Source organism: Leptospira licerasiae serovar Varillal str. VAR 010 (genome assembly GCF_000244755.1).
Taxonomy (GTDB): Bacteria; Spirochaetota; Leptospiria; order Leptospirales; family Leptospiraceae; genus Leptospira_B; species Leptospira_B licerasiae.
In genome coordinates this window covers 91,221-114,283 of the sequence record NZ_AHOO02000008.1, presented here as the reverse complement: position 1 = coordinate 114,283, position 23,063 = coordinate 91,221, and the positions used below count along the sequence as shown (strand labels likewise).

The window sequence follows — 23,063 nt, the reverse complement described above, 5'->3', positions numbered from 1 at the left end:
GCTTAGTCGATCCGATAGGCAACTAATTTTCCTTTTAACTTAGCGATGGTGACGGATTGTTCTTTGTCGGATTTGAGTTTTAAGAAGCCCAAAAGGGAAGGATCTCCCGCCACTAAAGCCACATAGGATCCGGAGAAATTCTTTTTCAAAGATTCTCCCCAGCTAGAATACAATTCGGAAACGGATTCCTTGTCTCCCAATCTGACTCCATAAGGCGGATTCGTTACGATCTTACCTTCTTTGAATCCGGGGCTTGCGTCTTGTTCTTCTGCGGAAGCAACCTTCCAGCGGATCAAGTCTGCGACTCCGGCTTCTTTTGCATTCTTTTTTGCTAATTCTATTGCGTCTTCCGAGATATCCGAACCGAAGAGTAGGATTTCCTTTGAGTCCCATTCTTCTTTTGCTTTGCAAGGTCCGAACAGCCTGGTGAAGATAGAGGATCTGGACAAACTTTTGTAGTTCACCCAGCCACCGTTTCTCATTCTGAGCGCCGCTTCTATCAATAGAGTACCTGAACCGCAGAATGGGTCGTATAACGCTTCTCCCGGTTTCCAACCTGAAAAGCGGAGCAACGCTTGTGCCAAGGTTTCTCTGAGTGGAGCTTCTCCACCTTCTCTTCCATGACCTCTTCTTTGTAAAGGTTGGGCATGTAATGCCAGGAATAATTTTACCTGATTCATTCTGGAACGAAGGTAGAATAATACCTCCGGCTCTTCACGATCCGCTTCCGGTAGCTCGAGTCCTTGTGCTCTGAATCTGTCGAATATCGCGTCTTTTAAGCGATAAGTCGCATAACGTGAATCTTGAAGGCTATCTTTTGTCGCAGCATCTATTCTGAACTTGGTGCCCGGAGAAAGTAGTTTTTCGAAAGGGAACATTGCCGCAACTTCGTATAGATCGTCTGGCCCTTGAATGTCCTGCCAAGAGGACAATTCGAAGCTGATCCCGGAAGAAATTCCCGAACTCAAACAAAAGTCCCTGACTTTTTTGGAAGGTCCCTTGAAAAAAACTCCTCCTCTGTTGTCCGAGAGAATTTCTAAACCCGCTTCTATAACTTCTTCTTTTAATAAGAATGCGAGACCATCTCCGCATGACGCATGATAGGTGAGGGCTTCCGGTCTATCAAATTCCGAGAGGGAAAGTTTTGCGGACTGCCAACCCGCACGGATGCCTTCTCTGTAATTATCTTCTTCATAGGAACGAGTTGGACGTTCGGAACGAAATCCTTCTTTTCCGCGAGGGGAAAAAGGTTTACGTTCTCCACGGTCTGAGTCTCGAGAGAAAGGTTTTCTGTCTCCACGATCAGAGTTACCGGAGAATGGCTTTCTTTCTCCACGGCCGGAGTCGCGAGAGAATGGTTTTCTTTCCCCACGATCCGAATTTCCTGAGAATGGCTTACGATCTCCACGGTTAGAATTTTCACCGTAGGAGTTCCTACCTTCTCCTCTTGCGTTTCCGGAAAAAGGTTTTCTCTCTCCACGTTCTGAATCGCGAGAAAATGGTTTTCTATCGCCTCGGCTTGAGTCACGAGAGAATGGCTTTCTGTCTCCGCGATCTGAATCGCGAGAATACGGCTTTCTTTCTCCACGATCTGAACTACGTGAGAATGGTTTACGATCGCCTCGATCGGAATTTTCACCGTAGGAGTTCCTACCTTCTCCTCTTGTGTTTCCGGAAAAAGGTTTTCTCTCTCCACGTTCTGAATCGCGAGAAAATGGTTTTCTATCGCCTCGGCTTGAGTCACGAGAGTATGGTTTTCTCTCTCCACGTTCTGAATCGCGAGAGAATGGCTTTCTTTCTCCGCGATCTGAATCACGAGAGTATGGTTTTCTGTCCCCACGATCTGAACTACGTGAGAATGGTTTGCGATCACTGCGATCGGAATCTTTATCTCGAAAAGGTTTTTTTTCTTCGTCTGAAAATTTACGATTTCCGGAGCGAGCAGGGGAGTTTCTATCATTGCCGGAACGAAACGGTTTAGATCCGCCTCTCTCTTTCGGTTTGTCGGAAGAATATCCTGGCTTAGAGTTTCCGTCTTTGGAACGGTAAGGTCTTTCTGAGTCGCCTCTTTCTTTAGAGCGATAGGGTTTACGATCTGAATCTCGATCGGCACTCGAGTTTTTGGAGCGAGTCGGTTTGGAAAAAGAAGAACCTGACTTAGCAGGCCCCTTCTCGCCATATCCGGAAGAAGGGGATTTTTTAGGGGATGGTTTTTTGGAATTCAATGCTTAGGTGATTTGTTGGGCCAAATAATTTTGGACCCCAATGGTTTTGATGATCTCTAGCTGGGCCTCGAGCCAGTCGATATGCTCCTCCTCGGAGACGAGGATCTTCTCGAGCAATTCACGTGTGCCGTTGTCTTTATTTTTGGTGGAAATTTCTATCCCGCGATTCAAACGTTCTACGGCATTGTATTCTACGTCTAAATCATTCTTTAGGATACTTTCGATATCCTTACCTACATTGATCTTCATGTATCTTTGCAGATCGGGAACTCCGTCCAGGAAGAGAATACGCTCGATGACTTGGTCTGCGTGATTCATCTCTTCGATGGATTCTTTCTTCATATAAGAAGCAAGTTTTTCGTAACCCCAGTTCTTGTTCAACTTTGCGTGGATGAAATACTGGTTGATCGCTGTGAGTTCGGCGGAGAGCACTTCCGCTAGGATTTCGAGGACTTCTTGGTTTCCTTTCACGTCGTTTCTCCTACCTTAGATCACTATAAACGAGAGTGCCTATTTTGAAAAGCGAGATTCGAAAAAAGGCAGCGTCGTCTCTTAAGTTTTTGACTTTGCTCGTAATCAGGAGCCGGGAAATTTGTAGGAATATGACCTCGGCCTATGTGCTCGATTCTCACTTAAGTAAATTCGGCAAGACTGATTCCGACTATCAATCGCTCTCTTATGATACTGCGAATCATTTACTTAAGAAGAATCCAGGCTTTGTTCCTGAATTTCTGATCTTTGCATGTATGGCCCCCGAACGTTATACTGGAGAAATTTTTTTACCAGCAAAGATCAAAGAAGATCTAGGACTTTCTTCCTTATTCGCGATCCGTTCTGAGACTGCATCTTCCAGTGGAGCTTCCGCTCTTCATCTGGCCCGTTATCTTCTTCTATCAGGAAAATTTAAAAGAGGGATCGTGATCGGAACGGAGGTCATGAGTAGACTTCCTCGAGAAGAGAATAATCTACTCTTGGGTTCTGTTCTCTCTTCCCAACAAAGGAATCTGGCAATGTCCATGGCCCAAGGTGGGGCTTTGACTGCAACCAGGTATTTAAGGGATTTTGGATATTCCAGAAAGGAACTTTTCAGGTTATCTAAAAAACTTCACGATAACGGTCTCGAGAATAAGATCGCACATATTCAAAAAAACTTAAGCGAAGAGGAATACTTCTCCTCTCCTATGTTCTCAAGTCCATTATGTTTATATGATATTTCTCCTTTGTCCGACGGTTCCTGCGCTTTACTTTTAGAGACTGATCCGGCAAGATTGGATAAGGACCGTAAAAAAATTAAGATAATCGGTACGGGGCATGGTTTAGGGCAGGTGAACGGAGTTCCAGGTGGACTTAGTTTTCCGGCATCTAGATCCGCGTTTGAGCAAGCTTATACGGAATCCGGCAAAAAACCTTCGGATATTCAAGTCGCGGAATTGCACGATGCATTCACGATCTTTGAGATCATCGCCGCAGAAGATGCAGGCTTATTTTCTCAAGGAAAGGCGCTTGCAAACGTGGCGGAAGGTGTCACTGACAAACGAGGGAGACTTCCTATCAATCCTTCCGGAGGGTTGAAAACAAGAGGTCATCCGGTGGGAGTTTCGGGCCTTGCACAAATCGCCGAACTTTGTAATTTTATGAATGAAAATGATTCGGATACTGCATTGAGTTTGTCCATCGGAGGGCTCGGTGTAAATAATTTTGCAACTATCCTAGAGGCGCAAAAGTAATGCCTGAAAATATTTTAGTGATCCAAACTGCGTTCTTAGGGGACCTGATCTTAACTACTCCACTTTTTAGGGAGATCAAGAAAAGGTTTCCCGGTTCTAAAATGACTGTGATCGTGAACAAAGGGACCGAATCCGTTTTGGAAGCGAATCCTTGGATCGATCTTATCATCCCTTTGGACAAAAAACAGATCAAATCTTCTTTTTTCGGCTTTTGGAACTTCTGTAAAGAATTAAGAAAACATAATTTTACTATTTGTATTTCTCCTCATTTTTCATTTCGTTCTTCTATAATTTCATTTTTGAGCGGAGCCAAAAGGAGAATAGGATATAAGACTGCAGGATTTTCATTCTTATTGAATGAAAGAAAGCCAAGGTTGTTAAGAGGACCTCACGAGGTGGACAAACTTCTTTCATTGATCTATTCGGAAGAAGAAAGAAAAAATATTTCCAGACAACCTGAACTATTTTGGAAACCCGAATCCGTTACCGGTATCCAATCAGAAATGAAAAAGAACGGTTTAGAAAAAGGGAATTATATCCTGGTTTCTCCTTCTTCCGTTTGGGAGACAAAACGTTTGCCTGCGGATAAATTCAAAACTGTCAGTAAACTTCTACATGAAAGGACCGGACTAAAAATCGTTCTGACCGGAGGCAAAGGAGATACCAAACTTTGCGAAGAAGTAGCGCAGGATTTCGGGATCAATCTTGCGGGAAAAACTTCTCTTCCTGAAATGAGCTATTTGATGAGCGGGGCGGTCCTCCTTGTGACAAACGATTCTTCTCCAATTCATTTTGCTTCCGCATTTAATATTCCGACTTTGGCCGCTTTCGGCGCCACAATTCCTGCATTCGGTTATACTCCTTTGGCTAGCAGTGTGTTTATCTCGGAAGTGAACGGCCTAGACTGTCGTCCTTGTGGTATTCATGGGGGAAGGGTCTGTCCTAAAAGACATTTTCGTTGTATGTTGGAACAGGATACAGACAAAATGGTGGAAGAGGGAATTCGTCTAATTAAAGGATAATTATGGACCAAAACATTTTTAGAAAACGGATCCGAGAAGTTCAGAATCTTTTAAAAGAGTCGGAAGTCCTACTCATTTTTGCCGCTCCTCAAAAGATCCGTAATAGGGATGTGGAGTATAAGTTTAGACAGGACTCCGATTATTATTATCTGACAGGTATCGAGGAAGAAGACGGTGTTTTGGTATTACGTAGGGACTTCTCCTCTCATTTTGCTCTTCCAAAAGATAAGGAGAAAGAGATTTGGACAGGCATCCGTCTCGGAAAAGAAGAGATCAAAAAAAGATTAGAATTGGATCAAAGCTTTGATCTAGGAGAATGGGATTCCAAGATCTCTGATATTCTAACCAATCAGTTTACCTTATATCATTTTTTTGGAAAGGACTCTAAAAGAGATTCCGAATTACTCGAACTCATCAGCTCCTTGAATAGAAGATTGAGAGAAGGTAAATTCGGTCCACAAAGATGGGAGATCCCTAATTTTCTTCATGAAATGAGAATGTTAAAATCACCGGAAGAGATCGAAAAATTAAAAGAATCTTCCCGGATAACAGCTCTCGGACACGAAAGGTTGTTCAGAGAGACGAGGGTTGGAATGTATGAATTCGAATTAGAGTCCATTCTGGAATCCGAATATTTAAAACATGGTGCCTGGGGCGGAGGTTACGGCCATATAGTCGCTGCAGGAAAGAACGCAACCATTCTTCATTATACAACCAATCGCGCAAAGATCGGCGATAACGAACTCATCTTAGTAGATAGCGGAGCGGAGAAGGATTATTATACCGCAGACGTTACGCGAGTCTTTCCTTCGGGGAAAAAATTCACTTCAGAACAAAGAACGATTTATCAACTCGTATTGGATGTGCAGAAACAAGCAATCTTGGATACAAAACAAGGTGTAGAGTTCAATGCGGTTCATGAAAAGACCGTTAAAAATTTAACTTCCGGATTGATGGATCTGGGTTTGTTAAAAGGAAATCTTTCGGAGATTATTGAGAAAGGAGAATACCGCAGATTTTACATGCATAGAACAGGCCATTATCTCGGAATGGATGTGCATGATGTAGGGCGCTATTTTGAGAACGGAAAAAGTAAACCTATGCAGAACGGGCTGGTCGTAACTGTGGAACCTGGGTTGTATTTTGATCCTGCCGATGAGACAATCCCTGTCGGTTTCAGAGGGATCGGAGTTCGAATAGAGGATGACGTACTTGTGAACGGGGATAGTCCGGTGGTCCTAACTTCTATGATCGCAAAAGAAGTAGATGAGATTGAGGCCATGAGGTCTTAATCTGTGGCACGGAAGGGAGTCTTTGTAAATCCTAAAGCTTTGGCCGGGATTTATCCGATTTTTTCAATTAAATTTCTATAATATACTCCGGAATATTGATTCCGGTCATTTTTTCGATCCGTTGTGTCATGCGATTTTTTGAGTTGATGGTTGCTGCAAATCCTTGTTTACGTCTCCAAACTTTTCGTCTTAGTCGCTAATTCTTGCCTAAGACGAACTAAATTCAAAAATTTTAATATTATATATTTTTTTAATTTGATGATATTGGTTCCATGTTAAGGATTCGATCCCATTATTCGGAGGCGAACATGGAAGAAGTTTTTAGGAAACAAATTTTAGAGAATAGGGGGACGATTCAAATTGATTGGAGAATTCCTATGGAAATGGAATCGATCTGGAGAGATGCTATACTTCATTTGGGAGATCCAAAGATGATCCTTCAGTCTATAATTTCTTCTTTTAGAGAAAAAAGACAAAAAGGGAAGATCCCAAGATTAGATTTTGAAAAAGTAAAGAGTAGCGATTCCAGAAAAAGGGTCCGAGTTTATGGTGCGGATTATTGGGAAGCGATGGGTTACGCCAAAGAGAGAAATGTTTCCACCAGTAGTTTTTTAAGTTCGCTTTTGAAAATAGAATTGAACTTGAATTCCGGATTTAGGCCATTCGGAGAGGGAAATCAGGGGCCGAAAAAGGAAACTGCAAAAGATGAGGAGAAGTTTTTGCCTTGGGGAGCTTGAACCCAGTATGTTATGTAGGAATTCCAACAAAAGGCCTGGTCTGCACATTGGAATTCCTACGGGGGATCAGATCCTCAATGAGTTTCTAAATAAAGTCGGATTGCTTCCTTCATCACAGACAAACCGATCGGAAGAGAAGTCTCATCTATATCGAACTTGGAACTATGATGCGGATGTACAAGTCCCTTCTCCTCATTCATTGAGCCTACAAAAAAGTAACATCCTGGGACTCTCATCAAAAATGCGGAGAAATCTTCTCCGCCCATGGTCTTAGCATGTTCTTCTGTTATAGAGTTCGGACCTAAAATATTTTCCGATGCTTTTCGGACGATATTTGCCATTTCAGGATGATTGATCGTCGGAGCATTTGTCCTTTCGTAATGGATTATTGCCTTAGCACCAAAGGCGGAGGCAGTATTTTCCACGACTCTTTTGAATAGATCTGGCGCTTTATCAAACATTTCTTTTGTGAATGTTCGGATTGTACCCTTTAATTCAGCCGTTTCGGAAATTACATTGAATGCATGTCCTGCATGAAAGGCGCCTACTGTGACAACACAGGAATCCAGAGGGTCGGTGTTTCTGGACACGATACTTTGGAGAGCTGTGACTATATGAGAACCTACTAATATAGGATCCACTGTATGCTGGGGCATCGCACCGTGACCGCTGATCCCCTGGACAGTGATCTGGAATTCATCCACAGCGGCCATCATAGGACCGTCTACAACTCCCACTTTTCCTACAGGGATATGATTCCACACATGAAGCGCCAATGCAGCGGATACATCGTATTTTTCTAATATTCCTTCTTCGATCATTCGATCTGCGCCTTGTCCGCCTTCTTCTGCAGGTTGGAATACCAACAAGACTCTTCCTTTTGGGACGATCGCACTTGGATTTTCTTTTAGTTCGGAGGCAAGGCCCATTAAAACGGAAGTATGAGCGTCATGACCGCATGCATGCATAACTCCATTGTGAACGGATGTGTAATCCGTCTTGTTCTCCTCAAAGATAGGAAGAGCATCCATATCAGCCCTAACCAAAAGAGTTTTACCCGGTTTTCCGGAATCTATCAAACAAACGATCCCTGTTTTTGCGATCCCGGATTGAAAAGTATAGCCTAAAGATTGGAGATGTTTAGAGACGAAATCCGCTGTCCCGACTTCTTCGTATCTGAGTTCGGGATGTTTGTGAATAAATCTGCGGTATCGGACTAGTTCTTCGGCCCTTGTAGGAGATACTGTTTTCATGATTATATATAGGATGATTTACTCCGAAATCGGTTTTTAGTCCTGCCTTTTTTTATTTTTTTGGAGTGAGCGATCGGATCGATGCCCGATAATTTTTATCCGAATTCGGACGATTTCTTAATAGTCGCTGTAGCTCTGTGCATTTGTGCGAAAATGCAGCTTGTAGTCACAGAGTTCTATCATACTCGTCCAATTCTCTTTTCCAAACTTGGGTCCCGCAGTAATGGTCGCCTTCCGGACAATACGGTTTGATATCGCCTTGCAGACGTATCCAACATGGCGCCTTGATCCATTTTGCGATCTCAGGTTGTACCTTTGTTAGATCCACAAGTTCATTGATAGAAGCTTGGAAAATTTCTTCCTGAGCATTATAACAAGTCCTTGCTCTCCATTTATGATGAAGATTTAATAGATCCCCACTTTCATAAAAACGTACCGGAAAAGCGTTCGGTAGAAGATAAGAAGCATGTTCAGTAGATCCGCCTGCTTCTATAAAACGGTTCAAGCTTTTAAAAATGCCGTCCATTCTTCTTCTATAAGTTTCTTCTAATTGAGGATATTTTAATACTACTTTGGGAACGATATAATCCGGCATTCCGGTATACTGGCTCATTAACACAGGGCGAGAACCGGGTACCATTCTATGCCTTTGGTCCTGGCTATCAGCGGAATGAGAGATCCTTTTTTTGAAAGAATAATGCACATTGAACATCGCTCTAGAAAGAGGACTCATAGTTGTTTCGTTCAGAGTAGAGGTCAGATGTTTATTTTTGGAAGGATCCATCACAAGCCGGATCGCTTCTTCATCGTTTAGAGAATTTTTAGATAAACCTAAAACTGCTCGGACAGAAGAAGCTAAAACTTCCGGACCGTTAGAAGAATAGGAAACTAACCTTGAATAACGGTTATCCATATCCTCGTCGAATTCTCTTACGAAATTTTTAGCCGCTTCCGGTCTATATTCGTTAGCGTTGTCCTGGTAGAAGTCTTTGAAAAATTTAAACTCTGCAGTTTCTTCCAGAGGGATCGGATCGTCCATTTCCTCTACGTAAAGAGGATCGATCTCTTTCACCTTTTCGATCATCTCCTCTACAACCAAGCGTTGTTCTTCCGGAACATCGAACGAATTCATCAGACGATTATATCTATGAAGGGTGAGTCCGTTTACTGAATGATATAAATAAGTATAGGTTCCCAAAGGAAGAAGGTAACGTGCTACTTCCAGACACTTCTTCTTAATCGGTTGCTGCCATTTTTCCGGATAATTTGCCCGAGCCTTGTATACTAGGAAATATTCGTCTTGGATGAACGGATGCAGTAGTTCCACAAACTCAAAATACGCGTTAGACGCAGACTCAACTGCTTCCAGATAGAGCTCCTTCTGCTTTCCGGAAAGAGTAGGTGGAATATAATAATTTTCCTTTTTAACTTCCACATACCTTTGGCTCACCTGTTCCGAGTTATAGTACGGATGAGAATGTAAAAAGGACCAAACGAACTGACGGGATACCTTGTCCAGGGTGAATATAAAATGAGGATGTTGTCTCGTGGTGAGATGGCCCGCCTTTTTAGTGGATTTGGCCACCTTGTCCCTAATCTCCAGGGATTTTTCAGAGCGGATCATATCTTCCGGAAGAAGGATCCCCTTAGATGAATAGCAGGTTCTCGCAGACGCTATGGCTAGGTTGAATGGTTCTGTGGTCGCGTCTAAAAGCTGGACGATTGGTTTCTGGTGTTCCATGGGATCTGCTACTCCGGAAAACTAAAATGGTATTATGTCGGAAAGCGAAAAGCAAGAAATGTAGGAACTCCGACAAAACAGTTTCGAAAAAAGCTTGTATTTAGTTACAAATAATAAAAAATGTAAACTGTAACTAAATGGAGGTTTCGAATGAAACTGAGAAAATTAGGTAAAAACGGCCCTGAAGTTTCCCAAGTCGGCTTAGGCTGTATGGGGATGTCGGATTTTTATGGAACAAAAGAGACCAGAAGTAGGGAAGAATCCATTGCGACCATCCATGAAGCATTAGATTCCGGGATCAATTTCCTAAATACTGGAGACTTTTACGGAACAGGTCATAACGAACTTTTGATATCGGAAGCGCTGAAAGGAAGAAAGAACAAACCTATGATCAGCGTGAAGTTCGGTGGACTTCGCAGTCCTTCCGGCGCATTCATCGGATACGATTTCCGTCCGAATTCTGTAAAAAACTTTGCGGCACATTCTCTCACTCGGCTTGGAGTCGATGTGATCGATATTTACCAGGCATCTCGGGTCGACCCGGAAATTCCGATCGAGGAGACAGTAGGCGCAATTGCAGATCTGATCAAGGAAGGATACGTGCGCTATTTGGGACTTTCGGAAGCTTCTCCTGAAAATTTGAGAAGAGCCCATAAAGTTCATCCGGTCTCCGCTTTGGAAGTGGAATATTCTTTGGCCACTCGCGTAATCGAAAAGGAACTCTTGGATACCGCTAGAGAGCTTGGGGTTGCGATCGTTCCATATGGGATCGTAGGTCGGGGACTTCTAACCGGAAAGATAGAAAACTCTCTGGGCGTTCCTGATTTTAGATCTAATTCTCCACGCTTTCTGGGAAAAAACCTTGAAGCGAATTTGGAGCGTGTGAGTCTGCTTCAAGAGCTTGCAAAGAAGAAAGGTTGCAGTACTGCACAACTTGCTATCGCTTGGGTGCTGCATAGAGGAGAGGATATTGTTCCTCTGATCGGTTCCACAAGAAGAGCGAGTCTTAGGGAAAATTTAGAAGCTCTTTCGGTCCAATTAAGTCCGGAAGAACTGAAAACCCTGGACGAATCTTTTCCGGATGGTGCCTTCCAAGGAGATAGATATCCTTCTCATTTAATGCAGCTCGTCGTTAAATGATAGATGCCTAAAACAGGTTTAAAACCGGAAGAACTACAAGAAAAAGTGCTCGATGCCGCTGAGATTGAGATCAGAAGGAACGGCGTCGAGCGTTTGAAACTGACCGACGTGGCTAGAAACCTGAATCTAAGCCACGCCGCATTATACAAACATTTCGCGGACAAAGAAGCGTTACTCGATTCCATTTCGAAAAGGTGGTTGGACCGTATCGATCTGGCTCTCTCTCAAATTTCCGTAAAGACTAACCCGTTGGAAGAAAGGATCTTAGAATGGCTAATGACCCTTCATATGATGAAACGGGAGAAGGTCCTATCCGATCCTAGGATTTACACTGCATTTAATAATTCCGCAGAGAAAACGAGACCATTCGTTAAAAAACATATCCAGACTATGTACGGGCAACTGGAAGCCATGGTCCAAGAAGGGATACAAAAAGGATTATTTTTTTGTAATACTCCCAAAGAAGGTGCAAGGATCATTTTCGAAGGTACAGCAGCTTTCCACCATCCCCGCATGGTATTCGATAATATAGAAGAGGACCGGATCGAATTTTTAAGATCCGTCGTTACTACGATCCTATCCGGGTTGAAGAGTAAGAAGTAAAACCTATAGGAACTTGAACCTCTGCGTCTTCGCGGTCGTTTTCTCGCTACTATGGGTCGCTGCGAAAGGACCGGAGCGATAGCGTAGCCCGTAGTAGCCCGGTCCGAACGAAGTGAGGAGCCGCCCCCTTATTTTTTCTTCTTCAATCCATTTTTGGAACGTTTGGATTTAGAACTTAGGACTTCTTCCTGCTCTTCTTGGATCTCTTCTGAATCCCAGGAAACTTCTTCTAAGGTTTCCGGTATTCTTTCTAGGGCTCTGGAGGCTTGGAACTCGGACTCTAATTTTCTTTTACGAGCTTCTTTTCTTCTTTCCTGGTCTTGGTAGATATTCAGTAGGAATTCCATCACGATCGGAAGAAGCACCCGAGATAGAACGGTCGCAACGATTACTCCGAAGATCACCACAGTCGCCAAAGGTCTTTGTACCTCTGCTCCCGCCATTGTGGAGATCGCCATCGGAATAAATCCGACTGCTGCGATGATCTCAGTTGTCATTACTGGACGAAGTGAATGAAGTCCTGCGGACAATACCGCTTTGGAAACTGCTATACCTTTTTCTAATTCTTCTTTGAGAGTGGAGGCGTATACGACCCCGTTCAATACCGCGATACCGCTTACTGCGATAAATCCAACTCCTGCAGGAATACTAAACGGAAGTCCTCTGAGCACGAGGCCGATAATTCCTCCTGCGACTGCAAGAGGGACTACGATGAACACTCCTGCAGCATAATAAATATTTCCGAATGCTGCTATTAACATTACGAAAATGATTCCGAGTGCGATCGGAACCACGAGCATTAATCTGTTTTTTGCTCTCTGGAAGTTCTCGAATTGACCTCCCCAGTCCGTTCTATATCCTTCCGGAAGATTTTTTTCGATATCTGCTGTGACTTTCTGTGCTTCGTTTACGAAACCTACTAAGTCTCTTCCTCGCACGTTCGCTTCTACCATGATCCTACGTTTTAAGGATTCTCTGTAAATAGCGGCGGGACCTTCTACGAATTCGATTGTGGCAACTTGACCTAGAGGGACCGTAACTCCGGTAGAAGTCATGACTGGAATATTCTCCAATTTGTCCAGATCGGAGACATCCAATTGAAGGCGAACGACTAAGTCGAATCGTTTGAATCCTTCGAAAACTTTTCCGGCCTTTCTTCCGATACGTAATGATTCGACGGTGGTGAGTATTTCCTCTGCGGCTACGCCGTAACGCGCCATCTTTTGACGGTCCGATTTGATCTGAATTAAAGGAAGGCCAAGAACTCTTTGCACTCTTAAGTCCGCTGCACCAGGGACTTTTTTGATCTTATCCGCAAATTTAGACGCGGTATCCTTTAAGGTCTGCAGATCATCTCCGTAAATTTTGATCACGACGTCCGCTTTGGATCCTGAAAGAAGCGCGTTCACTCTGTTCTCGATCGGTTGAGAAAGTGAAATCGTACTGGAAGGGACGGATTTCAGGATTGCGTCCTTCATCTTATCCATGAGTTCGTCGCGAGAAGAGGCAGTAGTCCATTCTTTAGAAGGAATGAGTTTCACCATGGATTCACCTTCTTCCGTTCCGATAGGCTCGGCAGCGGATTCACCTCTACCCATTTTGCTTACAACGCTTGTTGCTTCCGGAAACTGAGCGATAACCTTTTCCATTTCAGTATTCGTATCTCTGGAATAATTGATGGATGTGGAAGGAAGCCTTTTGATATCGATCGCAAATTCTCCCTCGTCGATACGTGGAAGGAACTCCGATCCTAAAGTAGATCCCAATATTAGGGAAACTGCAAATACTCCTAAACCTGCTCTTAGGAAAAGTTTTTTGTTAGCCATACCAAAGTCGAGAAGTTGCATATACAACTCTTCCGCTCTGTCCCAGAACTTACTATGATGGAATACCGGAGTTTGGAAAAGTATACTCGCAGCAGCAGGGAATGTAGTAAGAGAGAATAAAAGCGCCATTGCTAGGGAAATGGCGACAGTCATCGCCATAGGTTTGAACATTCTACCTTCTACACCTTCTAATGTCATGAGCGGTAGGTATACTAAAAGGATAATCCCGACGGAGAATGCCGCCGCTCTGGCGACTCTCACGCAAGAATCGGTGATGATTTGTTCTGCCGCGAGTTTTCTGTCTTCTTGCGAATTTTGTTGTTCGTAGAATGCTTGTTTTAGGATAAAACCGTGAAGAACTGATTCCAACATTACGATGGTTCCGTCGACTAAGAGTCCGAAGTCCAGTGCTCCTAAAGACATTAAGTTACCGACGATTCCGAACATTCTCATGAATATCGTGGCGGCGAGCATCGGGATCGGAATGGATAAGCTGACCAAGAGCGCACCTTTTACAGTTCCCAGCGCAAAGATCAAAACGATGATTACGAGCACCGCAGCTTCTGCCAGGTTGGTAAAAATAGTGCCTAACGTTCTTCCGATAAATTCGGAACGATCGTAGAATGTTACGATCTTCATACCTTCCGGAAGTCTTGCTCTTAATATTTCTATCTTTTCTTTGACCCTTTTTACAACCTCCAGGGAGTTTTGGCCCATGAGCATCATTGCAGTGGCGCCTACAACTTCTCCTTTTGCGTCTTTGGTCATAAGTCCGAAACGAAGCGCAGGGCCGGTTTCCACCGTAGCAATCTGTCCCAAAAGTAGAGGAACACCGTCTCTTTCGGTTTGGACCGCTACGTTACGGATCTCATCCAGAGTTTTGAACTGGCTTTCTCCGCGGATCACGATCTGCTCGGCGCCTTTTGAGATATAACCACCACCTGTGTTTTGGTTTGCGGTCTCTAGTTTATCGCAGAGTTGCGATAATGTAATATTATGAACTGCTAATCTTTGGGGATCTATCTTGATCTGGTATTGTCTTGCTTCCCCGCCTATGATGTTTACGTCGATAATCCCTTCGGTAGATTTGATTTCTCTGGCAAGTTCCCATTCCATATAGGTTCTGAGTTCTTCCGGATTATGACGATCGCTTGTTAAAACGAATTCGTAAATGTCCCCAAGACCGGTTGCAATCGGAGAAAGTTCCGGGCTACCGTAACCTTTGGGGATCACTGCTTCAGCGGCTCTCAATCTTTCGTTGATCAATTGCCTTGCAAAGTAAATATCCGTTCCATCCTTGAAGATAACGGTAACACTACTTACTCCGGTTCTGGAAATGGAACGGATCTCCGTTACGTGAGGAACTCCGGTCAGTTCCATTTCGATCGGATAAGTGATGAACTGTTCCACCTCTACTGGAGAAAGTCCTGGAGATTGAGTTACTACAGAAACCTGAACGTTTGTAATGTCAGGGATTGCATCGATAGATAGTTGATACGCGTTATAAAAACCTACAATGGTCACGCCAGCGGTGAGTATCAGGACGAAAATCCTGTTCTTAATGGAGATACGTATCAGTTTATCTATCATGGAAGGATTCCTGGCAAGGATACGAACAAATTCCCAGTCAGTCCAGACTTGTCGAATGGTTTTTGAGAAAAAGGATCTCTTAAAATGAACGATAGAAAGGAACGGATCCTAAGAACGTGGGTCTAATCAAAGCTTTTCGAAAAGTAAAAACTTCATCCCGTTTTTCTCATCCTTTTTTGCTAATTTAAAATTATTCCGAGATGCGGTCCGGATCAAATCATCTAACGGAAGAATGAGTTTGTTATACGAACTGGAAGATACTGTCCAACCTTTGTCGGTCTTTTCGTGAAATATATCCGTAACTTCCGCTTTGTTTTGAGTGAATTGTAATTGGCAGGTGAAAATTTTGGATTCCTCCGAACGAACCACAAAAATATTTTGATCTCCCGGTTTTCCGTAACTTAGATCTCTATATCCTAAAATTAATTTACTTCCCGGAGAAAGAAAACTAGACCAAAGACTTACAGTATCCTCCCAATCTTTTTCTGATCCCAAATGAGTGATCGTATCTCCCATGCATAAAAGTAATTCGGGAGAAACTCCTTGGTATAATTCCCTGGATCTGATATCTGCAACCTTGGTCCTGATTTTGGTATCCGGCTTCCTTGCCTTGATCTCGGATAATAATTTTTCACTGAGATCGATCGCTAAAACTTGAAATCCTAAATCTTCCAATGGAATGGATTGTATCCCGCTTCCAGCTCCGAGGTCCCAGGCAACTCCGTTTCCCTGCGGAAATATCTCGAAAGATCTAAATACTTCGAGTTGGTCCTTTTCCCGGACAGAAAGGTCACCCAACATCCAGGAATATTTTTCGGCCAAAAAGTTTTCGTAATGTGATTCTGGAGTTTGCATTAGGTCAATTTGTAGATTAGGACTTCTTTCTCTCTTCCTTTTACTTTTACAGGTGGAAGGGACTCCGCTTCCAAATAGTGTTTTACATGTTCGTAAACAGTATCCGTTGCCAAAATTTCGCTTCCGAAGTCTTTGTTCAGTTGTTCCACTCTGGACGCAAGATTGACCGTATCACCGATGATGGTATATTCCTTTCTTTGGGAAGAACCTACACTTCCTGTCATAGCCTCTCCGAAGTGCAGGCCTATTCCGATTTTTGTTTCAGGGATCTTGCCGGAGATATTCATCTCTATTACTTTTTTCTGAATTTCTAAAGAGGCAGAGACTGCATTCTTGGCGTCTTTTCCATTGTCGGAAAGCGGAGCTCCGAAGACCGCCATAAACCCGTCTCCCAAAAATTTATTTATAATTCCGTTATGCTTATTCACTATCTCTATCATATCCTCGAATAGGGTATTTAAATATGAGATCACTTCGGAAGGACTTTTATCTTCGGAGAATTTAGTGAAGTTGCGGATATCTAGGAACATCACACATACGTCCTTGTTTTCGGAAGCAGTATCCGTTTTCTGGCTCATCAATTTATCAACTACTGATGGGGAAACATATTGCCCGAACATTCCTAAAATTTCGTTTCTTTCTTCCAAACGTTCTACGGAGTTTTTCAGTATTTTTTTCAATCTGAGACCGACTAAGCCGGCGACAATTCCGGAAGCTAAAAACAATCCGGAGCGCATATACGTGGGGACTTTGGAGTAAAAGAAACTATAAGCGGATTCTCCATCCAAAGGAGAGTCTGGAACAAAAAATAGACCCGTAACCAAATATTGGATCGCTGCGATCGCTCCCGTAAAAAAAGAAAGACCGAATTCCATTCTTAAGACTGAAAGTATTATAAAAATGAAATATAGATTCGAGATAGGGGAATTGGAAGGGACGACCGGGTGAGAATGTTTTTGGATCAAAATAAATAATATGATCCCAGGCAAAGAAGTTTCTATCAATGCATTCCCGAATCGAGGTAGAAGCGGAAGTTTAAATCCCCTTACTTTCAGATAATTCAGTAATTTTAAAAATCCGAATTCATAAACTGTGCCGAATGCAAGAGCGCCGATCAGAACTTCGAAAGGGAATTCTATCCCGGTGCTCCGATTAAATTCCTCTTTTAAAAATAGGAATAGAACGCTCCAAGAAATTCCGGCAAATGCGAAGGCCGCCAGGAGGATCTTACTTCGGATCTGTTCGCTGGCCAGGATCTCTTTTTCCAAGGTATTAGACAGGGTTTCAAAATGTCTGGATAGCATAGATGATTCCTAAATAGGGTGAGAATTTTCGATGTATCTTTGCCTTCTTCTTTCTTTAAGCAAGAGAAAATTTTCCAAGAAGAAGGTCCCAAGCACTGCAGAATATTCCAATACCAGGACCCAGTTCCTATCGTAAAATGGAAAAGACGAATAAGTAGAGTAGGATAGTATCCAAACGGAAGAAGCGACCAATGGCCAGATCGTTTTTGTAAATACGGAGGCAGCAAGGATCGGAAGAAAATACCATGGATGTACTGTACTGGAGAACAAATAATAGATCCCGCATAAATGGATCCATACGGTCAAAAGAAAGATCGTCTTGCGGTTTGTTTCTACCTTAGAAACTCTAAAGGAATAAAAACAGATCGTAAAAATACTTAAGATAGCAGATGCGATACCGGCAGAATAGGGATACCATGTGTATTTGATCAGATTTTTTAGAAGATAATAGAATCCTCCATGGAATTCGAATAATGTAAAATATACTCCGATCCCATTTCTCCAATGTTCTATTATAATTTTTCCCCAAGTCTCGGAGAATAAAAACCAAATGAGAGCGGATCCGAATATTAGGAAAGAGTAAAATAATAAGATGAAAATTTTACGAGGAGTGGACCTTCTGCACCAATAGAAGAACAGAAAGGGCAGGGCGAGTAATGGAAGTATTTTGGTAAGTATGGAAGATATGTAGAATACGCATCCTCTAATAACGTTACCTTTTTCCCAAAAGATTATCCCTAAGAATAAAAAGAAGAATAAGATAGGCTCCGGATGGCCGTTCCCGATCCCTTCCCAAAGAACGAGAGGATGGAGCCAGTATTTCAAAAAATCCCCGGAACCTTCTTCTTTTCTCTTTTTTAAAAATATATAAAGAATCCCTAATTCAAATAAAATTAAAATTCCTTTCCAAATGCAGATCGCCCAGAAAACGGAAAGCCCTCTTTTTAAGAAGAATACCGGAATTAAAAATAGAACCTGCAATACAGGAGGATATACCGAGTAATAATTGGGAGAATTCATGTTGGAGAGCAGTTCCTTCTCCATTTCTTGGTTGAATCCTAAATTTACATTTGTGGGAAGTTCTGAATAAGGTGATAAACCTTCCGAGACCAAAAGCCCGTCCCATAAAAAACGAAACGTATCTTCGGACAAAAATACAGGAGTAAATAAGAACCAGAGCCTGAGTAAGATCCCCGCCCAGATCCCGATCTTCTCTCTCCCTTTCGAAAGGAATTTTAGAAATAAGAAGTAGAAACAAAGGCTAAGGAAGAATGCTCCGCATAGTAACCAAATATCTTTTCTTTCGAAGTATAAGGGGAAAAGTGCGAGAGGGACCGCCCAAAGTAGTAAAATGGTAGAAGTGCCTACAAAAGCCCGGCAGTTACTTGTATATTGTGCAATTATATTAACCATTTTGTCCAATATAGCGAAAATATTCTTGTAATCCCTGGGATCAAAGCCTAACTAGGTGAAAAGGCATCGGGCAAGAAAAAATGATTCGAATCGGTAATTTTCCAGACACTGTCAATGAATATGCAGCAAGGACCGTTGCAGGCCTAGTTGTCATCTTAAGTTTGGCTGCAATAATTACGCAATCGCTTTGGTTGGTGGGAGCGCTTTTCTACGGATTTTCAGCCAGAGTATTGTATGGACCAAAGTATTCACCATTCGCAAAACTTGCGATACACGGTATCGTTCCGTTATTCGGTCTTGGGTCCAAGGTTGTCGCCGGTCCTCCTAAAAGATTCGCGCAATTTGTGGGAGTGATATTTAGCGGGACTGCATTCCTTCTGTTGTCCTTAGGACAGTCGTTAGCGTTCCAATTTGTGCTTGGAGTTCTTGTAATTTTTGCAAGTTTAGAATCTATTTTAGGTTTTTGCGCCGGTTGTTTTGTTTTCGGATTTCTGATAAAATGGGGATGGATCCCGGAAGAAGTCTGCGAGAAGTGCAATAACCTGCAATTCGTAATTAAAGAATAATTGAGACTACGGAGGCCTTCGTGGCACAGGAAACAACTTATTACAAACCGGAAGATCTGAAAAAATTCGGGAATATCGGGGAATTTGAGCCTGATCTTGCAAAGAAGTTTTTCGACTATTACGGAGCGGTCTTTGCGGATGGAGCGTTGTCCGCTAAGGAAAAATCATTGATCGCTCTTGCGGTAGCGCACGTGGTACAATGTCCTTACTGTATTGACGCTTATACTACGGACACGGTGGAAAAAGGAGTGACCGAAGAACAAATTTGGGAAGCGATCCATGTAGGTGCTGCTATCCGCGGGGGAGCAAGTCTGGTTCATAGCGTTCAAGCATTAAACAAAGTTAAAGAACTCGGTATATAATAAGTTTATAAAGTATGAAATCCCTATTAGCAAGAGGGAGCGAACTCGCTTCTTCCAAAGAACAATTGAAAATTCTTACGGAAGTTTCCGAAAAACTGAATCTGCCTGGTTTTTCTGAAAAATTAAAGGAAGTGGGTCTCTATCCATTGCGCCCAACAGGGGTAGACATACTACAAGTGAACGTGGGAAAACTCTGTAACCAGACCTGCAAGCATTGTCATGTGGATGCAGGTCCGGATCGCAGAGAGATCATGGACAAGGAAACCATGCAGGAATGTCTGCTAGCCTTGGCGACTCCAGGCGTGACCACATTAGACATCACTGGTGGTGCTCCGGAGATGAATCCTAATTTCAGATGGTTCGTAGAAGAAGCTTCCAAATTAGGAAAAAAGATCATGGTCCGTTGTAATCTCACCATCCTTCTTGCAGGGGAAAAATACAAAGACCTTCCTGAGTTTTTTGCAAAACATAAAGTAGAGGTGGTCTCCAGTCTTCCTTATTTCCAAAAAAGAAGGACTGATTCCCAAAGGGGAGAAGGTGTATTCGATCGTTCTATAGAGGCATTAAAAAATCTGAATGCAGTCGGATACGGTATCCCAGGTTCCGGGCTTGTATTAAATTTAGTTTATAATCCGGTGGGACCCTTTCTCGCCGGTGGACAATCCACTTTGGAAAACGATTTTAAAAAGGAACTAAAACAGGTCCATGGTGTCGAATTTAATTCATTATTCGCTCTGACCAATATGCCAATCAGCCGTTTTTTGGAATCCTTACTAGAAAAAGATAATATAGACTCTTATTTGGAAAGACTAGTAACGGCATTTAATCCTATGGCGGCGACTGCAGTCATGTGCCGTAACACGTTAAGTGTAGGTTGGGATGGAAGCTTGTATGATTGCGATTTTAACCAAATGTTGGATATGAAGATAGAAGGTGGAGTCAGCAAAATATCAGACTTCAACAAATCCGTCCTAGATTCCAGAGAGATCTTATTGCACCAACATTGTTTTGGATGTACTGCAGGAGAAGGTTCTTCTTGCGGTGGTTCCATTGCCTAAGAAAAAATTGTAAGAAACCTGACTTTTTTTTGAAATATAAAGCCATAATGGCATAAATTGAGAGTAATTTCTGCTTTTTCTTAAATATTGAGATTGAAACTCAGACACGTTCTTGGAAAAGAGTATTAGGAACGACTGTTCTGTGGAGACAAACTCAAATGAAACAAAAAGCTATTTGGTTATTATTGGTGCTCTTACTCTCGGCCTCATTCGTTGATTGTAAGAAGGAGGATGATGGCGACCTGAATAATTTGGCAATCATCAGCGCTCTAAGTGGAGGGGGAGACTGCTTAGTGGATTTCCCTGGTAAGGCAGCTATTGGAGTGAACCGTACTCGAACTACTAAAGGTGGTGGAGCTAGCACAGTGACTTGGGGAAGGATCCCTTTCGTAAATCACCCGATTGCGATCATTGAAATTTTAGGAGCCCAAGTGGGAGATACTGTAGTTCTGAACGGAGCAAACGTTGTGGAAAATCCGCAAGCCTCCGGGGAAGCTACTGTATACGAAGCGTCCGATTGTCCTCTTGCAGAATCTGCGATCGTGGACGGACTTACTAAGTTCAATAATCCGAATTTCGGAGATCCAGCGCCGGATACTTATACCTGGACAAACACTGTTGCAGGTTCTTATTACTTCCTGCTTTATATCGTAGGAACCACTGAAATCACAACTACTGTGACTTATTCCAACTAATCGCTCTTTCTGGACCTGGTGGAACACCAGGTCCATTCACTTTTTTCCAGAACTTTTAATGATCGCGTCCACCATATCCGGCAAATCGTCTAACGCGGAAATTTTTCCGGTTAGTTTCCAGATCTGTAATACGCCTTCGTAAGAGGCGAATATCTTTCTCGCAAGAGATTGGGTGTCCGCATTTTTCGGGATCTGTCCCTTCTTTTGCATTTCTTTTAAATAAACGGAGAGAAAATCCACGGTTCTCAGGGCCAATTTTTTGACTTCTTCGGAGATAGAGGGAGAAGTGGATGCGATTTGAGCGGCGGTGTTTGCCATGGGGCAGCCTGCAAACTCGCTATTTCTGGTCTGTCTTCTCAGGATTTGTGTCCAGGCTTGTATAAAGTCCAAAGCGTTCTCCGATCTGGATCGTAGTTTTTCTAATAAGACAAGTTGCTCTTTTCCGTAAAATTCTATATATGCTTTTCCTAATAGGTCTTTGGAAGCGTAATAATCGTAAAAGCTGGCCTTTGCAGTTTGGGATTCTTGGATGATCTGGTTGATCCCTGTGTTCCCGTAGCCTTGGGTTTGAAAAAGCCTGACTGCGGTTTCCAAAATCCTGTCTTTTACCCCTTTTTCTTTGGTTGACATTTTTTTCTTCCTGAGATCGAATAAACAGACAGACTTGTCTGTTCGACTCTTTCTTCTTCCAGAAAGACCGAAATTTGATAAAATGCAAGTCTAAATCGGAGGTCTATATGTCTTCTTTATCCTCAGAAACGGAATCCATAGATATTTCTGGAGTAGCTTCCAGCGTAGAAGAAGCGGTTTTTACCCGGCATAGTATCCGGGATTATCTTTCCAAGCCTGTGGAAGATTCCGTCTTAAGAGAGTTATTCGCTAAGTCTTTGCGAGCTCCAAGTTGGAAAAACAGCCAGCCTTGGAAGGTGCATGTGGTAAGCGGTGCTAAAAGAGATAGAATGGCGGAGCTATTACAAGAAAGGGCAAAACAATCCGAAACTCCCGTGCCTGATACGATTTGGCCCACCGGTTTTCCTGCGGATGCAAAACGTAGAATGTTCGATCTAGGTATGAAAATCTATGGTGCGGCAGGGATCGAAAGAAAGGATAAGGAGGCCAGGGATAAGTTTATGCTGCGGAACTTCGAGTTTTTTGGAGCTCCTACAGCGGTATTTATCACGACGGAATTCGAACTTAATTTCTATATCGCACTGGATATAGGCTGCTTTTTGAATACGGTGATGCTTCTTGCCAGAAGTTACGGTCTCGGAACTGTTCCTCAGGCAGCGTTATCCGCATTTCCTGAAGTTGTTCGAAAAGAATTAGGTCTGGCAGAATCGGAAAAGATAGTTTGCGGTTTAAGCTTGGGTTATCCTAAACCGGACTCCACATTAAATAAGTTTCATACACCTAGAGAAGAAGTTTCCGATCTAGTAAAATTTTACGCTTAGATCTTAACGCAAAATTAACGCGTTTATCGGTTCCTCTCATGCGGGTTCGCATTGACGAATTTCCAAAAACAGGTTAGGTTTTGGGAATAGACGGAATGTTTCCGCCTGGGAGGAATCTTGTCTTATACATTTTTAATCGTTTTAGTTATCGCATTATGCGGTTATCTCTCCTTTTCAATTTTAAAACCGGAAAAATTTTAGGA

General features: G+C 42.8%; 22 protein-coding genes. 12 read left to right on the top strand and 10 right to left on the bottom strand.

What is annotated here, in order from left to right:
* Window positions 1–2: 2 nt before the first annotated feature.
* The 3 genes from LEP1GSC185_RS10860 to bfr all read right to left on the bottom strand — a co-directional run bounded on the left by LEP1GSC185_RS10860 (window position 3) and on the right by bfr (window position 2,696).
* A complete protein-coding gene (locus tag LEP1GSC185_RS10860) occupies window positions 3–968 on the bottom strand; it encodes a THUMP domain-containing class I SAM-dependent RNA methyltransferase (protein ID WP_008589567.1) in 966 nt (321 codons plus the stop codon).
* Between the two features lie 95 nt (window positions 969–1,063).
* A complete protein-coding gene (locus tag LEP1GSC185_RS20030; protein ID WP_024864120.1) occupies window positions 1,064–2,113 on the bottom strand; it encodes a hypothetical protein in 1,050 nt (349 codons plus the stop codon).
* A 115-nt stretch (window positions 2,114–2,228) separates the two neighbouring features.
* On the bottom strand, window positions 2,229–2,696 hold the full coding sequence (gene bfr, locus LEP1GSC185_RS10850; protein WP_008591764.1) for a bacterioferritin: 468 nt from the start codon (window positions 2,694–2,696) through the stop codon (window positions 2,229–2,231).
* 131 nt (window positions 2,697–2,827) lie between these two features.
* On the opposite strand from bfr, the gene LEP1GSC185_RS10845 reads away from it, so the two are divergent.
* The 4 genes from LEP1GSC185_RS10845 to LEP1GSC185_RS10830 all read left to right on the top strand — a co-directional run bounded on the left by LEP1GSC185_RS10845 (window position 2,828) and on the right by LEP1GSC185_RS10830 (window position 7,003).
* Window positions 2,828–3,952: a thiolase family protein gene (locus LEP1GSC185_RS10845; RefSeq protein ID WP_008589986.1), complete on the top strand. Its 1,125-nt coding sequence runs from the start codon at window positions 2,828–2,830 to the stop codon at window positions 3,950–3,952.
* The gene (locus LEP1GSC185_RS10840) at window positions 3,952–4,974 is read left to right on the top strand and encodes a glycosyltransferase family 9 protein (RefSeq protein ID WP_008591626.1); all 1,023 of its coding nucleotides are present in this window, start codon (window positions 3,952–3,954) and stop codon (window positions 4,972–4,974) included. Before LEP1GSC185_RS10845 ends, LEP1GSC185_RS10840 begins: the two co-directional genes overlap by 1 nt.
* Before the next feature lie 2 nt (window positions 4,975–4,976).
* Window positions 4,977–6,266, top strand: a complete 1,290-nt coding sequence (locus LEP1GSC185_RS10835; RefSeq protein ID WP_008589750.1) for an aminopeptidase P N-terminal domain-containing protein — start codon at window positions 4,977–4,979, stop codon at window positions 6,264–6,266.
* Window positions 6,267–6,649: 383 nt separating this feature from the next.
* Window positions 6,650–7,003: a hypothetical protein gene (locus LEP1GSC185_RS10830; RefSeq protein ID WP_232298407.1), complete on the top strand. Its 354-nt coding sequence runs from the start codon at window positions 6,650–6,652 to the stop codon at window positions 7,001–7,003.
* A 74-nt stretch (window positions 7,004–7,077) separates the two neighbouring features.
* Here the strand turns inward: LEP1GSC185_RS10830 and LEP1GSC185_RS10825 are convergent, their stop codons facing one another.
* Together LEP1GSC185_RS10825 and LEP1GSC185_RS10820 are read right to left on the bottom strand one after the other, a co-directional pair.
* Entirely contained in the window at window positions 7,078–8,256 is a 1,179-nt protein-coding gene (locus tag LEP1GSC185_RS10825) for a M20 metallopeptidase family protein (RefSeq protein ID WP_008590091.1), read from the bottom strand.
* Window positions 8,257–8,422: 166 nt separating this feature from the next.
* A complete protein-coding gene (locus LEP1GSC185_RS10820; protein ID WP_008591326.1) occupies window positions 8,423–9,997 on the bottom strand; it encodes an FAD-dependent thymidylate synthase in 1,575 nt (524 codons plus the stop codon).
* A 150-nt stretch (window positions 9,998–10,147) separates the two neighbouring features.
* Here LEP1GSC185_RS10820 and LEP1GSC185_RS10815 point away from each other — a divergent pair, with 150 nt between their 5' ends.
* Together LEP1GSC185_RS10815 and LEP1GSC185_RS10810 are read left to right on the top strand one after the other, a co-directional pair.
* A complete protein-coding gene (locus LEP1GSC185_RS10815) occupies window positions 10,148–11,137 on the top strand; it encodes an aldo/keto reductase (RefSeq protein ID WP_008590282.1) in 990 nt (329 codons plus the stop codon).
* Window positions 11,138–11,140: 3 nt separating this feature from the next.
* Window positions 11,141–11,740, top strand: coding sequence for a TetR/AcrR family transcriptional regulator (locus LEP1GSC185_RS10810; protein WP_008591396.1), 600 nt, complete (start codon window positions 11,141–11,143; stop codon window positions 11,738–11,740).
* A gap of 128 nt (window positions 11,741–11,868) precedes the next feature.
* Here LEP1GSC185_RS10810 and LEP1GSC185_RS10805 read toward each other — a convergent pair whose 3' ends face one another.
* From LEP1GSC185_RS10805 to LEP1GSC185_RS10790, 4 genes are all read right to left on the bottom strand, one after another.
* On the bottom strand, window positions 11,869–15,156 hold the full coding sequence (locus LEP1GSC185_RS10805) for an efflux RND transporter permease subunit (RefSeq protein WP_008590291.1): 3,288 nt from the start codon (window positions 15,154–15,156) through the stop codon (window positions 11,869–11,871).
* 126 nt (window positions 15,157–15,282) lie between these two features.
* Entirely contained in the window at window positions 15,283–16,011 is a 729-nt protein-coding gene (locus LEP1GSC185_RS10800; RefSeq protein WP_008590316.1) for a class I SAM-dependent methyltransferase, read from the bottom strand.
* Window positions 16,011–17,315 carry an adenylate/guanylate cyclase domain-containing protein gene (locus LEP1GSC185_RS10795; protein WP_008591783.1) on the bottom strand — a complete coding sequence of 435 codons (1,305 nt, stop codon included), beginning with the start codon at window positions 17,313–17,315 and terminating at the stop codon, window positions 16,011–16,013. Before LEP1GSC185_RS10795 ends, LEP1GSC185_RS10800 begins: the two co-directional genes overlap by 1 nt.
* Window positions 17,316–17,324: 9 nt before the next feature.
* On the bottom strand, window positions 17,325–18,728 hold the full coding sequence (locus tag LEP1GSC185_RS10790; protein ID WP_008590103.1) for an MptA/MptB family glycosyltransferase: 1,404 nt from the start codon (window positions 18,726–18,728) through the stop codon (window positions 17,325–17,327).
* Window positions 18,729–18,808: 80 nt separating this feature from the next.
* On the opposite strand from LEP1GSC185_RS10790, the gene LEP1GSC185_RS10785 reads away from it, so the two are divergent.
* The 4 genes from LEP1GSC185_RS10785 to LEP1GSC185_RS10770 all read left to right on the top strand — a co-directional run bounded on the left by LEP1GSC185_RS10785 (window position 18,809) and on the right by LEP1GSC185_RS10770 (window position 21,409).
* Complete coding sequence (locus LEP1GSC185_RS10785; protein WP_008591371.1) at window positions 18,809–19,294, top strand: DUF4395 domain-containing protein; 486 nt, start codon at window positions 18,809–18,811, stop codon at window positions 19,292–19,294.
* A gap of 20 nt (window positions 19,295–19,314) precedes the next feature.
* Window positions 19,315–19,656, top strand: a complete 342-nt coding sequence (locus LEP1GSC185_RS10780; RefSeq protein WP_008590515.1) for an arsenosugar biosynthesis-associated peroxidase-like protein — start codon at window positions 19,315–19,317, stop codon at window positions 19,654–19,656.
* 14 nt (window positions 19,657–19,670) lie between these two features.
* Window positions 19,671–20,714, top strand: coding sequence for an arsenosugar biosynthesis radical SAM (seleno)protein ArsS (gene arsS, locus LEP1GSC185_RS10775; RefSeq protein ID WP_008591625.1), 1,044 nt, complete (start codon window positions 19,671–19,673; stop codon window positions 20,712–20,714).
* Window positions 20,715–20,872: 158 nt separating this feature from the next.
* Complete coding sequence (locus tag LEP1GSC185_RS10770) at window positions 20,873–21,409, top strand: LIC20153 family lipoprotein (RefSeq protein ID WP_008590891.1); 537 nt, start codon at window positions 20,873–20,875, stop codon at window positions 21,407–21,409.
* Between the two features lie 36 nt (window positions 21,410–21,445).
* Here the strand turns inward: LEP1GSC185_RS10770 and LEP1GSC185_RS10765 are convergent, their stop codons facing one another.
* Window positions 21,446–22,039, bottom strand: coding sequence for a TetR/AcrR family transcriptional regulator (locus tag LEP1GSC185_RS10765; RefSeq protein WP_008591728.1), 594 nt, complete (start codon window positions 22,037–22,039; stop codon window positions 21,446–21,448).
* Between the two features lie 107 nt (window positions 22,040–22,146).
* Between LEP1GSC185_RS10765 and LEP1GSC185_RS10760 the strand changes: the two genes are divergently transcribed.
* Window positions 22,147–22,860: a nitroreductase gene (locus tag LEP1GSC185_RS10760; protein WP_008590254.1), complete on the top strand. Its 714-nt coding sequence runs from the start codon at window positions 22,147–22,149 to the stop codon at window positions 22,858–22,860.
* 117 nt (window positions 22,861–22,977) lie between these two features.
* On the top strand, window positions 22,978–23,061 hold the full coding sequence (gene kdpF, locus LEP1GSC185_RS19715; protein WP_008590037.1) for a K(+)-transporting ATPase subunit F: 84 nt from the start codon (window positions 22,978–22,980) through the stop codon (window positions 23,059–23,061).
* Window positions 23,062–23,063: the final 2 nt, after the last annotated feature.

Bases quoted from the DNA above. Each gene is read 5' to 3' on its own strand.
- LEP1GSC185_RS10810 (WP_008591396.1), top strand. From the start codon at position 11,141: ATGCCTAAAACAGGTTTAAAACCGGAAGAACTACAAGAAAAAGTGCTC.
- LEP1GSC185_RS10815 (WP_008590282.1), top strand. From the start codon at position 10,148: ATGAAACTGAGAAAATTAGGTAAAAACGGCCCTGAAGTTTCCCAAGTC.
- LEP1GSC185_RS10760 (WP_008590254.1), top strand. From the start codon at position 22,147: ATGTCTTCTTTATCCTCAGAAACGGAATCCATAGATATTTCTGGAGTA.
- LEP1GSC185_RS10790 (WP_008590103.1), bottom strand. From the start codon at position 18,728: ATGGTTAATATAATTGCACAATATACAAGTAACTGCCGGGCTTTTGTA.
- arsS (WP_008591625.1), top strand. From the start codon at position 19,671: ATGAAATCCCTATTAGCAAGAGGGAGCGAACTCGCTTCTTCCAAAGAA.
- LEP1GSC185_RS10785 (WP_008591371.1), top strand. From the start codon at position 18,809: ATGATTCGAATCGGTAATTTTCCAGACACTGTCAATGAATATGCAGCA.
- LEP1GSC185_RS10800 (WP_008590316.1), bottom strand. From the start codon at position 16,011: ATGCAAACTCCAGAATCACATTACGAAAACTTTTTGGCCGAAAAATAT.
- LEP1GSC185_RS10820 (WP_008591326.1), bottom strand. From the start codon at position 9,997: ATGGAACACCAGAAACCAATCGTCCAGCTTTTAGACGCGACCACAGAA.
- LEP1GSC185_RS10795 (WP_008591783.1), bottom strand. From the start codon at position 17,315: ATGCTATCCAGACATTTTGAAACCCTGTCTAATACCTTGGAAAAAGAG.
- LEP1GSC185_RS10765 (WP_008591728.1), bottom strand. From the start codon at position 22,039: ATGTCAACCAAAGAAAAAGGGGTAAAAGACAGGATTTTGGAAACCGCA.
- LEP1GSC185_RS10830 (WP_232298407.1), top strand. From the start codon at position 6,650: ATGGAATCGATCTGGAGAGATGCTATACTTCATTTGGGAGATCCAAAG.
- LEP1GSC185_RS10825 (WP_008590091.1), bottom strand. From the start codon at position 8,256: ATGAAAACAGTATCTCCTACAAGGGCCGAAGAACTAGTCCGATACCGC.
- LEP1GSC185_RS10805 (WP_008590291.1), bottom strand. From the start codon at position 15,156: ATGATAGATAAACTGATACGTATCTCCATTAAGAACAGGATTTTCGTC.
- LEP1GSC185_RS10840 (WP_008591626.1), top strand. From the start codon at position 3,952: ATGCCTGAAAATATTTTAGTGATCCAAACTGCGTTCTTAGGGGACCTG.
- LEP1GSC185_RS10770 (WP_008590891.1), top strand. From the start codon at position 20,873: ATGAAACAAAAAGCTATTTGGTTATTATTGGTGCTCTTACTCTCGGCC.
- LEP1GSC185_RS10835 (WP_008589750.1), top strand. From the start codon at position 4,977: ATGGACCAAAACATTTTTAGAAAACGGATCCGAGAAGTTCAGAATCTT.
- LEP1GSC185_RS10845 (WP_008589986.1), top strand. From the start codon at position 2,828: ATGACCTCGGCCTATGTGCTCGATTCTCACTTAAGTAAATTCGGCAAG.